Source organism: Thermogemmata fonticola (assembly GCF_013694095.1).
GTDB lineage: Bacteria > Planctomycetota > Planctomycetia > Gemmatales > Gemmataceae > Thermogemmata > Thermogemmata fonticola.
Genome location: NZ_JACEFB010000001.1, coordinates 884527 through 900573, shown reverse-complemented (window position 1 = coordinate 900573; position 16047 = coordinate 884527). Strand labels below are relative to the sequence as shown.

Genomic DNA, 16047 nt, shown 5'->3' with positions numbered 1-16047 from the left:
CCATAATCCTCAGCGAGGGACCGCACAAGCGGTGCAACCCCGAAATCGCTTCGCCCCGCTGTGGCATGCTGAGATAGATGCCCTCTCCAAGAGAGGGTGGAATGGAGGAGTGCTCCGGTGAAGCGGAAGGGATTGTTTGTCAGAGCCGCGGCGTTGGTGCTCCTGATCGGTTTTTCGCCATCAGCCCTGGCTCTGGAGGAACCGCCAGCTCTGGCAGCTTCGCGCGAGAAGGTCTTGCGCTGCCTTCCGCCTCAGGCAGCGCTGGTTCTCTATGTCCAGGACCTCCACACGCACTGGCAGCAGCTTCGCAGCTCCCCGTTCCTGAAGGTGTTTCCTCAGACCGAATTCGGGCGGGAATTGCAAGCTGCCATACCTTTCCACCAGGTGGAGCAAACCGTGGAACTCGTTCTGCGAGAGCTAAAAACCACACCGGAGGAATTATTGGAAGATGTGTTTGGACGCGTCGTGGCATTTGCTTACACGCCGGCCGGAGAACAGCCAGCCGGCCCTCAGAGCAGCTTGTTGGTCATCGCTCCGCGGCGCCCGGCTCGCTTGCAAGCTCTCGTCCAGCGACTCAACGAGTTGCAAATTCAATCCAGAGAAGTATCCGCAGTCGAACAACGTCAGCAAGGCCCATGGACGTACTTCGTGCGGAAAAAAGGCCCAGGCGAGGCGGAGTATTACGCCTTTTCCCACGGCTTGTTCCTCTTTTCCCCTTGGGAGAGCGAGTTGCAAGCGGCTTTGCGGCGCTTAGATGCTTCTGAAACTGCCACGCCCTGGAGGAAGCGTTGGCAGCGCTGGGGTTGGAACGACATGACAGCCATCGTAGCGGTGGAGCCGCGGAGTTGGGACGCCCAATGGACGCGCCGCATGGAACAAGCCCAAGGCCAAGAGAAAGCCCTCCTGCTGCGTTGGTCTCAGGTATGGTCAGGCATTGAGGCGGTGGCTCTCGGCCTGCATCTCCATCGGGGTGTGGATTTGCACCTCCTGCTGGAAGTGACACCGCAACGTTTGCCTCAACCGTGGCAAAAGTGGTGGTCTGCACCCGTTCAGCCAGCCTCGCTGCATCTCCTGCCACCAGATGCTTGGCTCGCCGTGCAAGGCTATGGCCGGTTGGCCGATTGGCTGGACCGCTTGGATGTGCTCCTGCCCCACGAGGATCAGCGACCACTTTCCCAATGGCTGGAGCAAGCGGTCGGGCCGCTTGTGGGCCGGGATCATTTCCCCGCTGTGCGTGAATGTTTGGGACCCCATTGGGCGGTGTGGCTGGAGCCACCTGCGGTGGAAAATGATTTACCGATTTTGGCGGCGGTGGTTTCTTTGCAAGGCGAGAAGGGGCAACGTCAGCGAGCAGCCCGCGCTCTCTGTCAGGCCCTCACCTTTGCCTTCCACGCTTGGCGCGTCCAGTACAATGCCACCCATGCCGACCAAATCACTTGGATGGAACCAAAGGTTGGCGAAGCGGGACTATCTGGCATGCTAGTCAACGAGCGCGGTTTTCCGCCAGGAGTGGCCCCCTGCTTTGCCGTGATTGAGGATCATCTCATCCTGGCCAGTTCGCCCGTGGCTTTGCAACGTCTGGCTCAACGGTTACAGCAAACTGCAAAAGGCCCAACCGTGGCGAATTCCTCCGCATCGCAAGCTTGGCCCGTCGCTACTTTCGATGTCCGCCGTGTGCAAGCATATCTCCAGCAGCGGTCGGAGCATTTGGCGCGTTCTCTGGCCCCGCTTTTCGGAATGGACCAGAAGGAGTTGAATGAACACTTCCGGCGGTTGGCAGTGCTACTGGAACCCGTCGACTCCGTGCACCTGTTGTATGAACGCAAGGAACAGCGAATGTGCTGGACCCTCCGTTGCCAAATGCGCTGGTCCTTGCAACCGGAAAAGTGACCCCGCTGTCCTGTCTTACCGCCTTTCGGGTCTTCCAAGTCGTGGTCCGAAACGCTCTTCACTTTTTCCAAACCATGAGCCGGGGGGCTGTTATCTTGTGTCTGTCATCTTGTGCCAACGGGGGGACTGCCATTACGGGCCAGCCGTATCGTCACAACTGCTTCAGGGGAAAACGTGTGGAGGATGGCGGAGACTCTGGCGGTTCCACAGTAGCCGAGCAAGAGTGGCAGCGGGAGGCGCAGCCGGCTTTTCCCCGCCAGGAACGCCACAGGCTCCATGCTACATAGAGGGCAGCACCTGCCACGAGTAGATCGACCAGAAGCCATTGGACATCGAGCGTTAGGGGAAGGAGTGCCGGAGGGGTCGCGCCGAGTAGGGGAGGCAGGGACAGGTCCATCGAATCACCCTCTGGGGAGCAGGGTGGACACAGGGGTCAAAAGCGTCACGTCAACCAATCGGTCAAGACAGCTCCCACTTGGAATGTGAGCAGCGCAGCAGCGTAGGCCAACATCGTCATGTATACGAAGGTGAAAGCCGGCCAGAACCAACTGTGAGTCTCTCTCCGGATGACAGCGAGGGTGGATGCACACTGACAGCAGAGAGCGAAGAAGACCATCAGAGAAAGGGCGACGGCGATCGGGTATCGCCCGCGCACAGGATCACTGGCCCATTCCTGCCGGAGGGCATGCAGCAGGCTGGCCGTTTGTTCCGTCTCTTCATTACCTTCCTCCGCGATTGCTCCCGGATCGACATCCCCGACTTCATAGATCAGTCCTAAGGTGCCGACCACCACTTCGCGCGCGGGAAAGCTTGCCAGGACGGCCATTCCGAGTTTCCAATCCCAACCCAAGGGGCGGAAGACCGGTTCCAACGCCAGACCCATGCGGCCCAGCCAGCTCTGGCGTTTCCATTCGGCCATCAGACGCTTGGGTTCCGTGAGAATCTGGTGAGTAACGGCATCCTGCGGCGGGTGGCCGGCGGAGTCGGGACCTGCTGCTTCGTGGGAAGTTTGTTTCTGGAGTTCCTCTACGGCGGCTTCGGCTTCAGCAATCCGTTGCGGATAGGAGCGGCCTTGAGCATCGGCGTCCGGGAAATAAAGCAGTGCCCAGACCAGAATCATTGCGGCCAGGATAATCGTTCCGGCACGGACCACGAAAGCCCGACCGGCGTCGTACATCCGGCGGAAGATCAGGCCGAGGTGAGGACGGCGATATGGCGGCAATTCCAGGACGAAACTCGGTGTGTCGCCACGCAACAGGGTGCGTTTGAGGGTCCAAGCGACCAGCGGTGCTACCGTGAAACCGACCAGGTACATCGCAAAGAGAACCACGCCGGGAAGCCAGGAAGGATAACCTTCCCGCAGGAAGGCTCCGATGAGCAAAACGTAAACGGGCAGGCGGGCCGAGCAGCTCATCAGGGGGGCGATCAGGATGGTGGCCAGACGATCGCGGGTATTCTCGATCACACGGGTGGCGAGAATCCCTGGTACGGCACAAGCTAAGCTGGAAAGCAGGGGGATAAATGACTTACCACTCAAGCCGCATCGGCTCATCAAGCGGTCCATCAGGAAGGCGGCGCGGGCCATGTAGCCGCAATCCTCAAGGACGGCGATGAACCCAAAGAGGATTACAATTTGCGGCAGGAAAATCAGCACAGCCCCGACACCTTTGATTACCCCATCCACGAGCAAACTGCGGAGCGGACCTTCCGGCATCCCATTTTGCAGAGCGGCACTGACGGCCTCACGTCCAGAGTCGATCAGGTCCATCGCCGGTCTAGCCCAGCGGAAGATCGACTGGAACATGAGGAACATAAGAGCTAAGAAAATGAGGGTACCCCAGAGGCGGTGGGTCAGAATCTGATCGATGCGGTCGGTCCAAGTGCGGACTCGCTGAGGAGGTGCAGCGACCACCCCGTGCAATAGGGAGCGGATATAAGCGTAACGTGTGCGTGCTTCGATAGCGGGGATAGGACACTGAGCTGCTGCCAAGCGTTCCCGCGCAGCGTGCAACTGTTGCCGGACGGCCTCCCCGCCCCGGGCGATGAGGTCGCTTTCGACACTTCCCCCAACATCTAGCAAAGCTCTCCGAAGGAGGAACGGGGGTACTGCTTCGCCCACGAGGGGTCGCAATTGAGCCACTTCCTGCTCGAAAGGTTCCGGAAAAGGGACTGGTGGGGGCGGTTGGTTCTTCTCTGCGGCGGCTTCCACGGCCCGTTGCAATTCGTCCAGACCGACCCCTTTGTTCGCTTGGATTGGCACTACGGGGACACCCAAACGCTGGCTCAGTGCGGCGTAGTCAATCTGCAAGCCTTGGGCTGCCGCCATGTCGATCATGTTCACAGCGAGCACAACAGGCCGGCCCAAATCGAACAATTGGGTCGTCAGATACAGGTGTCGCTCCAGATTGGTAGCATCCACCAGCGAGATGATCACGTCCGGGGCGGGTTCGTGGGAATGCCGGCCCAGTAGCAAATCCACGGCCACCATTTCGTCCGGACTGCGCGGTGCCAGGCTGTAGGTCCCTGGAAGATCGATCAATTCCCAAACACGTTCGCCGTGCCGGACCGTCCCTTTTTTGAGTTCGACAGTCACACCGGGATAGTTACCGACACGCTGGCGCAGTCCAGAAAGAGCATTGAATAAGGTCGATTTCCCCGTATTCGGATTGCCGACCAGTGCAACGGTAAGCGTAGGTGCTTTGGTAGTCATGGGAGTGGATCGACGTCGCAAAGGGCGGAGGGAAGAGAGTTTGTTACGACGGATGTAGAGGTTGGGGCTTTCTGTTCCTGGTTTATCTGAGCCTCAAGAGCTTGTGAGGGCCTGCGGGTTGGAACACAGTTCCGCCAATATCCCTGCCGCCTCCGCCTTGCGGATACTGAGGCGGGTCTGACCGACGCGGATTTCCATGGGGTCTCCCAGGGGTGCGAAGCCTAGAATCTCTACGATTTGACCTTCGAGTAAGCCAAATTCATAAAGTCGTTGGACCACGCCAGGCGGGCCGCTGATTTGGCAGATTCGGGCATACTCGCCACGCTGGAAAGCACTCAACGGTTGCATGGAGAAACCACCCGTACGTAAATGTGGGAACAATCGTCTGCCCGTAGGCACAGCTTGCACCCACCGAGGTCCAGAAGACACGGCGTACCCGGTTGGACCATGCGTATCCGGCAACCCGTCCGCAAGCCCATTTCGGCCAAGCGTTGCAGCAAGGGGGATTGGCCCGCGATTTCGGCCACCTCGCCCCATTCCCCGGCTTGTAGCATGTCCAAGGGTAGCACCATCAATTTGGCTCCCGCATTCAAGTTGACTGCCCGGTCGGCCACCCGGAAATCCAGCTTGTTGCGATCCTGTCTCATCTAGTATTCGGCCTTTGAGTCTGTTTCGTCAAGGGGAAAACCGGGACTTGGTGTATTTTTTTCGCTCGGAGATTCCGCCCTAAGCATTCGGCTGATCAGAGTGGGAGCGAGCTTATCGGTTCGCAGTGGCATAACCGATCTCTGTCAAGTAGGCGGCGAGTGCCTCTGACCAAGGGCGTAGGGGGGGCAGACCGAGTTGCTGCATTTTCGCCGTGGACAGGACGCTGTAATGGGGGCGGCGCGCCGCGGCTCCGTAATCCGCGCTACGGATCGCCTCGAGGCGGGGGGAAAGACCCGTGAGCCGGAAGATCGCTTGGGCAAACTCGTACCAAGAGCAGGAGCCGCTGTTGACCACATGGTAAATGCCGCCAGCACGCCGCTCCACCAAGCGGATGAGAGCCTCTGCAACATCCGCAGTATAACTGGGGGTGCAGATTTGATCGTCTACGACCCGGAGGGTTTGCTTTTGCTGAGCCAATCGCAACATCGTCTCAACAAAATGCCGCCCTTTTCCTCCGGAACCTCGGTGGCCGTACAGGCCACAGGTGCGGATGATCAGAACCTGCTCACCCAGCACTTGGCGGGCCAGATATTCCCCCGCTAGTTTGCTCAGTCCGTAGATATTGACGGGTCCAGGAGCAGCCTCCTCGCCGATGGGACTAGTGTAATGGTCCAAGCCGAAGACGTAATCCGTACTGATATGTACCAAACGCATCTGGAGTTTCTGGCAGGCGGCGGCCAGTTTTTGGACGCCCCAGGCATTGACAGCGAAAGCCGCGGATACCTCCCATTCCGCTCGATCCACGAAGTTGTAAGCCGCACAATTGATGCAAATTTCGCCTTGATGGAGTTGGAGGGCTTGCAGGATCTCCGATTCCTCACGCGATAGATCGCACTGGTTTTTACTGAGCGGGATCACCTCGCCAGGCCAATGGCGGCACACTTCCTGTCCTAACTGACCGCCAGCGCCTACCACCACAGCACGCATGTTCCTTCTCCCCCTCGGTCCAATCAAAGGGATGTTCCATGCGTGGTATGAGACATCGGCAGGGCTACGGCAAGGCTTGGCCGTCGGTGAGAGCGGTAGCAGGGATGGCGATGCGTTCCTGTCCAGTGATGGGAGACCATTCGGTGGCAGAGGATCGACGATAACGGAGAATCTGAATGTAGCGGCCATCGCCCCGATGGAGTTGCACGGCCACACGTACTGCTTTGCCGTTTTCCGCCAGGTACATGACCGGTTCATCCTGAATCCTTGCAATCGCCGCCGATGGAACGGACCAATGGGGGGGCAATTCCACAGGGATACGAGCGGAAACGTACATACCGGGCCGCACCTGGCCATCCGCATTGGGCAGATCGAGTTCGACCCGCAGGGTGCGTGACGGTGTTTGCAACGACCAAGCTGTGCGAATCACAGGGGCAGTGCGCAGGGAAGTGCTATCCCCCGGCAGCGTTACTTGGACCATTTGTCCTTCACGGATCCAACCGGCGTCAGCTTCGGGCACTTGCAGCACCACACGGACAGGGTCGATGCGAGACAGGGTAAACAGGGGTTGCTGCTGGTTTGGGGTCACAAAATCGCCGGGGTGCACCGAGCGCCGGGTGATGACCCCGTCGTAGGGAGCCACCAGGCGGCAGTAGCTGCACAGGGCCGCGAGGCGGCGCTCTTCGGCACGGGCTACCTCCCGCCGGGCTTGAACAGCAGCGATATCGGCAGCGGCTTTATCCCGCTCCGCGATGGCACGCGCCACTGCTGCCTCAGCGGACTGGACCTGGGCGTTCGCTTCCTGCCGGGTCGCTTCTGCTGCCTGGAATTGATGCAGCGTCTCATCCCGCGTTTGCGTATCGATCAGTCCGCTGGCGACCAAGCGATTGATCCGTTCCATTTCGGCGTGCCAGCGGTCATAGAGAGCTTGGGCACGGGTGGCGGCAGCGCGCGCTTGGACAACTTGGGCTTTGGCGGCAGCGACGGCAGCCTCAGCCACTGCTAACGCTTTCTGCGCTTGTAAGATTTCCGCTTCCACTTGCCGGACTAATGCCGCTTTCTGCTTCTGTTCCTCCTCCAGTTCGGGGGCAGCCAGCTCGGCGAGAACCTGCCCGGCTTTGACCCGACTTCCGATATCAATACCTCGGTCGTAGGAGGGATGGTTACGTTTGTCCGGGTCTTCCGCAATGGACCGTACATAAGCAGGGATGCGGGCGCAGAGGGCTGTTTCCTCAAATGCTTGGGTGGTTCCAGGCACAACGATGGTCCAGGTGATCGAGCGCTGTTGGGGCGTTATCACCGTGATGTCAGGGGCAACGGTGGTGGGGTTCGGAGGAGGGGCGGGTGTCGAGCGGCTGCAACCCAGCCCAAGCAGGTTCAACAGAGCAACCAGCGGGATGAAGCAGCGGTTAGGCGGCATGGGAACTCTCCTGGGCAGAGGAGTCATAATACCGGCTCTCCGGATGGAAAGGGCTAAGGGAAGGGGAACGGGCCGGAGAGTGACCCATCACAGCGGCGAAGATGGCTGGTAGCACAAGCAGGGTCGTGGCTGTGCCCGCGACCAATCCCCCAATCACCGCCCGTCCCAAGGGTGCAGTTTGGTCACCTCCTTCTCCCAAACCCCACGCCATGGGCAGCATGCCGGCGATCATGGCGGTGCTGGTCATCAGAATGGCACGCATCCGCTCACGCAGGGCAGTCAGGCCGGCTTCAGGAGCGGATTGACCCGCTTGCCGGGCGCGCTCCGCGAATGTCACCAACAGGATCGCATTAGCCGTAACCACTCCGACAGCCATGATGGCCCCCATGAACGACTGCACATTGAGTGTCGTGCCCGTGATGAGCAGAACTCCTGTCACGCCGACCAAACTTGCGGCGATGGGTACGACAGCCGCAACCGCTAGACGCAGCGACTGATAATAGGCCACGAGCATCAAAACAATTACCACCACCGCCACAGCTAAGCCCAAGGTCAGGTTCCGGAACAATTCCTGAAAGGGCGTGATTTGCCCGCGGATGTCTACACTGATGCCACGTGGGGGGTGATCGGGAGGTTCAGCGGATGCTTTCACTTCCTGACTGATCCGATTTTTCCACAGCCGTTGGCCAGGAGGTGCGAAACCGTCCACAGGGGACCAGAGGCTGGCATTGGCCGCAGTGATAGCTTGAGTGAGTTGCCGGCGGACTCTACCCAAGTCGCTTCCCTGGATGTTGGCCATCAAACTGACTACGCGCTTCATGTTGTACCGGTCGATCTGGCCAGGCATGACCCCTTCGCTCACCTGGGCCACATCCCGCAGGTAGACTGTGTTTGTACCACTTGCCGATACGGGGATTAGCTCCAGGTCGCGAGCCTGCTGCACCAGGGCATAGGGGACTTCCACCTGGACTTGGTACCCGATGCCGGAGGAGGGATCTCGCCAGTAGTTTGGCACCGTGAAGCGGCTCGAGGAAGTAAAGGGGACCATAGCTCGTGCAGCTTCCGCCGTCGTTACTCCGCTGAATGCGAGCTTTTCCCGGTCGAACTGAACTTGAATTGTGGGATAATCCAGCGTCTGGACAAATTGCAAATCCTGTAAAGCTGTCAGCGAACGGAGCTGGTTCAGCAAATGTTCCGCATAAAGACGGTTGCTGGGAAGGGAGGCTCCGGCGATTTGAATCTCGACCGGCGTCGGAGCACCGAAACTCATAATCTCGTTGACAATGTCGGCAGGCTCGAACGAGACTTGCACTTCCCGCGCGCGCTGCTCTGCAACGGCATCGGGCAAGACGTAGCGAGGCTGTTTCCAGCGGGCGGCTAGCCAGCTCTGCAAGTGGCCCGGCAGCTTTTCTCGCAAATGCGACTGCAATTCGGAAAGAGAGACTGATCCTGGCCGCAATTGAATGCGTATGGCTGATTCATGCGGCCCACCCATCCACAGATAAATGGCGTTGATCGGATAGCTGGAACCGACCACCCCTACGTATCCCAAGGAAATGGCGACTTCGCCTCCCAATTTGTGCACCTCCTGTTGAATAAAGCGGAGAGCTTCCTGAGTGAGGGCTTCGGTTTCTTCGATCCGGGTTCCGGTAGGAGCGCGCAGGCGCAATTGGAAAGTTCCTGTATCAACCTGCGGGAAAATATCCATGCCCAAGCGGGGTCCAAGGAGGAGCATGGCGCTACTTGTGGCGAGGAGATAGAACGGAAGAACCGCATACCGCCAGCGGACCAGAAAGGCGGCCGGAGCAAGCACCGCCCGGCGCCAGCGGGTAGGGCGATCTGATATGGTCAGGGTGGAAGAGGTGTGTGTGGGGGGGGTCAGAAGCCACACACACAGAATCGGAACGAAGGTGCTGGAAAGAATGTAGCTGGCGACCATGGCGAATCCAACGGCCAAGGTCAAGGGGAGGAATAGCGCACCAGCCGCTCCGGGCATCAGCAAAGAAGGAATAAAAACTGCCAGGATGCAGAGCATGGCCAGAAGTCGCGGCACCGCTGTTTCTGCCACCCCTCGCCAGACGGCCAAGGCCAACGATGGCGTCCGCGCCCGATGGACGTGAACATTCTCCACGGCCACCGTAGCTTCATCGACCAGGATACCAACCGCCAGGGCTAGTCCACCCAGCGTCATCAGGTTGATCGTCTGCCCACTGAGCCATAAGGCCACCAAGGCGGCAATTAGAGCCAGCGGAATGTTCAGGACCACAACGATCACGCTCCGCCAGTCGCGGAGGAAGAGTAACACCATGAGGCCGACCAAGAGAGCCGCCATCAGGCCTTCCAGGGCGACGTTCTGCATCGCGCGGGTGACGAACGGCGATTGATCCAACTCGAAACTGACGTGGATGTCGTCCGGTAATTCGGCCTGCATTTTGGGCAGATTGGCACGGACATTCTTCACGACTTCCAAAGTGCTGGCCTGCGCCCGCTTGGTAACTGGTATGTACACCGCCCGTTTGCCGTTGACCAGAGCGTAGCCTGTGGGAATGTCACTGGCATCGTCGATCATGGGTCGATGGGTCACCGGGTCCTGTTGGACAACATCGCGCAGGAAGATACCCGGCCGCATTTCGATAGCTCCTAGCTCCTCCGGCCGCACTACCATCGCGTTGCTGGGTACCAAAGGCATTCGCATGGCTTCCCGAATCTGACCCGATGGCGCGATGGTGTTTCCGTCGCTGAGCTTTTGCACCACGTCGTCAGCTGACAATCCATGGGCTTTCAACCGCTGGGGATCGAGCCGGACCACAATCGTCCGCTGACTCCCGCCAAATGGTGGGGGAGCGCTCACTCCTTCAATGGCCGCGAACATGGGCCGGACTCGAAAGAGAGCTTTATCCTGAATCTCATCGATCGTGCGTGTCTCACTGGAAAGGACCAGATAGCCTACCGGAACGCTGCCCGTGTCAAAACGCATGATGAATGGATTGACTGTGCCCGGCGGCATGAACGCTCGCGCCCGGTTGACGTATCCCACCGTCTCACTCATGGCCTGGGCCATATCCGTGCCCGGATGGAAAAACAGCTTCATCAACGACATGCCCTGCACATTGCGGGATTCCACATGGTGAATCCCGTTGATGTACAGGAAGTGGTACTCATAGTAGTTGGCAATGAGGCCCTCCATCTGCTGCGGGTCCATTCCGCCATAAGGCTGGCACACATAGATCACCGGCAAATTGAGAGGCGGAAAAATGTCCACCCGCATCCGGCTGTAAGCTAGCCCCCCGGCGAATACAACACCCACTGCTGCGACCAAAACGGTGATCGGCCGGTGCAGTGCCGCAGTTATGGGATTCATCGCTTTCGCCACTCGGATGATAAGAACCGCTGCTGATTATTATTCCAGCATCCTATGACGTGAGCAATCCAAGCGGTAGGATTTTGCTACTGGAAGTGCGAGAGGCATCTCATTGGCCGTCCCCAGACGATTCACTCGGAACACGCTCGAGAGATTGAGGCTTTTGAGGTGCAGTCAGCGGCGGAAACACTGATACGGGCTGGGGCGCTGTGATAGGCAATTGCGGCACCGTGGTCCCCGGCAAAGTCACACCGGAGTGCTCGGGTTGGATTAACGCTTGGGCAGGATAACCGAGGGCACGATATAAACGGAATTGGGCGCGATTGTAGTCGGCTACTGCCTGATAAAGATTGCGATAGGCTTGCTCTATGGCGATCACTGCCGCTACCGCTTCTTGTGGACGAAAGACCAGCACCTGTTGTCCGCCCACTTGGCGGGTCTGGCCCAATCCTTGCAAGATTTTTTCCACAGTGGCCTGCGCCTGGCGCACACCCTCCTGAGCAGCTTGGAGCCGTCGGATGGATCGCTCCATTTGAGCATGGGCTTGGACGACATCGGCCGCCACGATGTCCCGACTCCGTTGCAATTCCAGAAGTGCCTTGCGATACTCGGCTTGCCGTTCGCGAATGCGTGCCCGATTACCCAGCCCCAACCCTTCTAGCTCCCAGATGGCTTGCAGATCCACGCTGAAACGGGCGTTGAAATTCTGGAGGTCGTCATTGATTCCACCGCCGAAGTATCCGCCTGCCAACCCTGCTGTGTAGGAACCGACACCCCGGATGACTACCGTCGGATAGAACGGCCGGCGTTGTTCCTGTTGCAGCCGAACCAGAGCCGCTTGCACCGCTGCCTGATAAGACGCAAGTTCGGGCCGATGAGACAAACTCAGAGCGATCAATTCTTGGAGCGGCGTTTGAGGGACGATCAGGTCTATCGTCAGGGCGGGGTCTTCGATGGGAGTCAGCAAGGTGCCTGGGGGAAGGCGGAGCAGGCGGCTCAGTTCCGCGCTTGCGGTCTGCCAGCGTTCATAGGCACTTTCCACCACTTGCCGCAGTCGAGCGGCTTCCGCCTTGGCCCGATGGACTTCCAGCTCTGGAGCCAAATCGGGAGCCAGTTTTTGTGTGCGTTTGGCCAGTTCTTCTGCTCGCCGCCAAGTATCCAAGGCACCGGCGACCTCTCCGCGCGCTTGCTGCACCTGAAAATAAGCCAATGCCACAGCCAAGGTGGTATCATTGCGCGTCGCCTGAGCGTCGGCTTGTGCCACACGTTCAACTTGTCGAGCAGCCAAAGGAGCATACACGGCGTCGGTCAGGGATACCGTTGCTTGAGGTCCTGCACCTAGTAACAATGAGGAGCGGCTGGTCGTGAAAACGTGGCCGATCACGTCTTGAATCTGACCATCATGTCGGAAATAGTCTACCCCCAGATTGATGCTCGGTAGCCACAATACCTGGGCCCGTGCTAACTGAGCCGACGCTATCCGCACCCGTTCGTCCGCGATCTGAATATCCAGGGCATTCGCTCCCGTGAGACGCAGAGCCGCCCCCAAAGTGATCGGCAGGGGATTATCCACCTCAGCCGGCGGCGAAGGTAAGGACAATGGAGGATCCGGCTTGGTGTTCTGGGCTAAAACCCATTCCTCAAGCGGGGGCATCTCACGCAAGGACTCCGAGGACAACCCTCCTTCGGGGATACTTTGAGAATCAGGGATCTGCTGAATTGTCTTCGTCGTTGCTGAAAGCTCCGTAGGGATGGCAAGGCGGCTCGATTCCAGGCTTGTGCAGGCCGGTAAAAGCCCTAACATCACGGCTGTCAGCCTTCCAATCACACCGCACCTGAGGCTGACATAAACCATCGTGCCTCCTACTTCGCTTAGTTGTTCCTTACATCAAGTTGTTATCGACACCAGCATGCTGTCTCCTCCACTCAATCGTCTGCCTGATCTATATCATCGGAATAACCCATTTTTTCAGCCCATATACCTAATCACAGAGATAGGGTTTTCGGACGGAATTCACATACTCTGCTGTCGTATTATTGTCAGTATAGTCCGATTGTATTTCCTTTCCGTGATGTCGGAACTGTTTGGAAGCAAGTGTGAGCATTGCTCGGAGATGCCAGCGGGGGATGTCCCTCGTTTCTTATTCCTCGTGGAGTCGAGTAGGTTGGTACTGAGGGCGATTTGAGGTTTTGGACAACTTGTTTACAGGGTGGTAGGATAGGAGCAAGTTGTACCAGCCGACGATGCAAGCGGTGTATGCTAAACCACCGGATGATGATGACGTAGTAAAAGGAGGTGTGGCCATGTCAGACTTAACACGACGGCAATTTCATCGCACCAGTGCAGCCGCTGCTGTGGGTTTGTCGGCTCTGAGTGCCCGCCGGGTCTACGGAGCCAATGAACGCGTGCGGGTGGGGTTTATTGGAGTGGGGAATCGCGGAGATCAGGTCCTATCAGCGTTTTTGGCTCATAAGGATTGCGAAGTCGCCGCCGTCTGTGACATCTACCCGCCTTACCGGGAATTTGCCGCGAAAAAAATTGGTACTCAGCCGGCTCTCTATCATGATTATCGCCAAATGCTCGATGACAAAACGCTTGATGCCGTGGTCATTTGCACCCCGGATCACTGGCATGCTTTGCAAACTATACACGCCTGCCAAGCCAATAAAGACGTCTATGTAGAAAAGCCGCTCTCTTTGACGGTCGTGGAAGGACGCAAAATGGTCGAAGCGGCCCGCAAGCACCGCCGGGTGGTCCAAGTCGGTATTCAGCGCCTCTCTTCGGCTTTGGGTCGGGAGGTGGCAGAGTTCATTCGCGGCGGAGGAATTGGGCGGGTGACGGTCGCCCGCGCTTTCCACATTCAGAACGAATGGCCCCAAGGAATCGGCTCGCCGCCGGATAGCGATCCGTCCCCTGGCTTTGACTGGGATGCTTGGCTCGGACCTGCACCCCGCAAACCCTACAACAAAAATCGTACCTTTTACCGCTTCCGCTGGTTTTACGACTACTCCGGCGGACAACTCACCAACTTTGGCGTCCATTATCTGGCGTCCATCCACTGGGCCTTGAACCTGCAAGCACCACGGGCTGTGGTCGCCATGGGGGGCAAATTCGCCAATTATGACAACCGCGAGGTGCCCGACACTCTGGAGGTCCTCTGGCACTATCCCGGTGACATCTTGGTGACATTCTCACAGTACAACGCCAACGGCGCCCCGGCGGCTGCCCGGCCCTGCGAAATCGAGTTCCGCGGCACCTTAGGCACGCTTTATCTGAGCACCAGCGGTTATGAAGTCGTGCCGGAAGTTCTCACACCCAATGAGTTTCCCGCTCGCACACCTTTGGATCGCAGCTTAGAGCGTAACTATCGGATGGGTGCCAAACCTAAGATTGAACCGCGCAAAGTCACCGCTCGCATCCTTGACACGGATCATGCTCGCAATTTCCTCGATTGTGTCAAAACTCGCCAGCAACCCAGTTGTCCGATCGAATTGGGACATGCTGTCACAACGGCAGCTTTGATCGCAAATATCGCCCATCGCACCCGCAGCTACCTTGAATGGGATGCCACAGCCGAACGCTTTACCAATAACACCCAGGCTAACCAATTCTTGCATTACGAATATCGCAAGCCCTATCGCTTGCCGGACTGAACGCATCTGGCTCGTTCGCGCACGATACTCATACTGACGGACTTGCCGCGTGCCGATTCCGCTTGGGGTCGCCAAGACATGCAACCACACGGCGAAGCGCCTTTGATCAAGGAGGGCTGACGAGGAACCGGCCGCCTTTCACTGGCTCCACGACGGGGGATAGGTGAGCGTTGGTCCCCCCTACTCGATCAGACAGGCTGCGATATAATACTAACATCATTCCCCTCATTGTGAGGGAAACCCTTGCTCACGATGGTTGCAGCAAAGGTGTTAGTTGATCGAGGGCGGTTAACTCAGCGGCTAGAGTGCCATCTTCACACGGTGGAAGTCACAGGTTCGAATCCTGTACCGCCCACTTGATACTGCTCAAGGGATCATACCCCACCGGAGCAGACTCATCAGTTCGTCTATCACCGCAATTTTCCCACAATTGAAATTGCAACCCCCTCCGTGTCAGTAGCAACGCTCTGTGGGAATGTTGCTTTTGTTGTTCGTCAGACACACATGCCAAGCAGCCTTGTGTAGGGCCTTGTCTAGGTCCTCCGCTCGACCAAGGTGCGTTGAGTCCATGCAACTTCGGGCGGCTTTAGCCTTTCCTCGGTTTGGAAAGGCCGTCCGAGCGAACCCGGTGGATGGCAAGGTTGAACTTTGATGGGATGTGGGCGGCGATCACTTGAGGGACTTGATCATGATGTCCTTGAAGTGGATTTCTGCGCCTTCGGACTGTAAGGCGATTTTGCCTTTGGTGAGGTTGCCATTCTTGCCTTCATTGACCTTCATGCCGTTGACGACCAGAGTGATGTCGCCGCCTTTGCAGGTGATTTCGTATTCGTTCCACTCGCCGAAGGGTTTTTCGATAGGCTTGTCCGCTTCGATCCGGAAGTAATGGCGTGCCTGTTTGGGGTCCTGGCGTTTAGGATCTACCTCCAGTTTGACTTTGGGGGGATAAATGAGCCAGAAGTCACCGGCGCGTCCGGACTGGAGCTGGGCTTCCACAGAGGTGGGCCAGATTTCATCGTCTTGCACATGGAGGAGAACGCCGCTATTGCCTCCTTTGCTCCCGGCAGGGAAGCGCCATTTCAGTTTGAGGACATAGTCGCTGTATTCCTTTTGTGTAACCATGCAGCCGTTGGGTTTGCCGGTGCAGCGGATGTAACCCTCCACGATGGACCAAGTCAGTTTGGGATCCGGTTTGGACCCATCTTTGTTGGCCCGCAGGGTGAAGTACCAGCCCTCGAAGGACTTGCCGTCAAACAGGGGTGTGAAACCTTCATTTTGGGCCGCAGGTAGTGGCGGCGTCGCAGTTAGGGTAGCTAAGCATCCGGCAATCCAACCGGCTGTGGCAAACATCAGGTAGCGCATGACAACCTCCTGGAA

The 16047-nt window shown here is 58.1% G+C and carries 11 protein-coding genes and 1 tRNA gene; 3 read left to right on the top strand and 9 right to left on the bottom strand.

What is annotated here, in order from left to right:
• Nucleotides 1-117 precede the first annotated feature (117 nt).
• A complete protein-coding gene (locus H0921_RS03235; RefSeq protein WP_194536556.1) occupies nucleotides 118-1890 on the top strand; it encodes a hypothetical protein in 1773 nt (590 codons plus the stop codon).
• 151 nt (nucleotides 1891-2041) lie between these two features.
• Here H0921_RS03235 and H0921_RS03230 read toward each other — a convergent pair whose 3' ends face one another.
• The 8 genes from H0921_RS03230 to H0921_RS03195 all read right to left on the bottom strand — a co-directional run bounded on the left by H0921_RS03230 (nucleotide 2042) and on the right by H0921_RS03195 (nucleotide 12670).
• Nucleotides 2042-2287 (bottom strand): FeoB-associated Cys-rich membrane protein, encoded by a 246-nt coding sequence (locus tag H0921_RS03230; protein WP_194536555.1) that lies wholly within the window; start codon nucleotides 2285-2287, stop codon nucleotides 2042-2044.
• A 45-nt stretch (nucleotides 2288-2332) separates the two neighbouring features.
• The gene (gene feoB / locus H0921_RS03225; protein WP_194536554.1) at nucleotides 2333-4600 is read right to left on the bottom strand and encodes a ferrous iron transport protein B; all 2268 of its coding nucleotides are present in this window, start codon (nucleotides 4598-4600) and stop codon (nucleotides 2333-2335) included.
• Nucleotides 4601-4693: 93 nt separating this feature from the next.
• Nucleotides 4694-4948 carry a FeoA family protein gene (locus H0921_RS03220; protein ID WP_194536553.1) on the bottom strand — a complete coding sequence of 85 codons (255 nt, stop codon included), beginning with the start codon at nucleotides 4946-4948 and terminating at the stop codon, nucleotides 4694-4696.
• Nucleotides 4936-5247, bottom strand: coding sequence for a FeoA family protein (locus H0921_RS03215; RefSeq protein ID WP_228498912.1), 312 nt, complete (start codon nucleotides 5245-5247; stop codon nucleotides 4936-4938). Before H0921_RS03215 ends, H0921_RS03220 begins: the two co-directional genes overlap by 13 nt.
• 112 nt (nucleotides 5248-5359) lie before the next feature.
• Complete coding sequence (gene rfbD / locus H0921_RS03210; protein ID WP_194536552.1) at nucleotides 5360-6235, bottom strand: dTDP-4-dehydrorhamnose reductase; 876 nt, start codon at nucleotides 6233-6235, stop codon at nucleotides 5360-5362.
• Between the two features lie 64 nt (nucleotides 6236-6299).
• On the bottom strand, nucleotides 6300-7655 hold the full coding sequence (locus H0921_RS03205) for an efflux RND transporter periplasmic adaptor subunit (protein ID WP_194536551.1): 1356 nt from the start codon (nucleotides 7653-7655) through the stop codon (nucleotides 6300-6302).
• Nucleotides 7645-11016 (bottom strand): efflux RND transporter permease subunit, encoded by a 3372-nt coding sequence (locus H0921_RS03200; RefSeq protein WP_194536550.1) that lies wholly within the window; start codon nucleotides 11014-11016, stop codon nucleotides 7645-7647. The genes H0921_RS03205 and H0921_RS03200 overlap by 11 nt, the downstream gene beginning before the upstream one ends.
• Before the next feature lie 109 nt (nucleotides 11017-11125).
• Nucleotides 11126-12670, bottom strand: a complete 1545-nt coding sequence (locus H0921_RS03195; protein ID WP_194536549.1) for a TolC family protein — start codon at nucleotides 12668-12670, stop codon at nucleotides 11126-11128.
• Nucleotides 12671-13320: 650 nt separating this feature from the next.
• Between H0921_RS03195 and H0921_RS03190 the strand changes: the two genes are divergently transcribed.
• Complete coding sequence (locus H0921_RS03190; RefSeq protein WP_194536548.1) at nucleotides 13321-14670, top strand: Gfo/Idh/MocA family protein; 1350 nt, start codon at nucleotides 13321-13323, stop codon at nucleotides 14668-14670.
• Nucleotides 14671-14952: 282 nt separating this feature from the next.
• Nucleotides 14953-15025, top strand: a tRNA-Val gene (locus H0921_RS03185).
• A gap of 314 nt (nucleotides 15026-15339) precedes the next feature.
• Here H0921_RS03185 and H0921_RS03180 read toward each other — a convergent pair.
• Nucleotides 15340-16032, bottom strand: a complete 693-nt coding sequence (locus H0921_RS03180) for a 3-keto-disaccharide hydrolase (RefSeq protein ID WP_228498911.1) — start codon at nucleotides 16030-16032, stop codon at nucleotides 15340-15342.
• Between the last annotated feature and the right edge of the window lie 15 nt (nucleotides 16033-16047).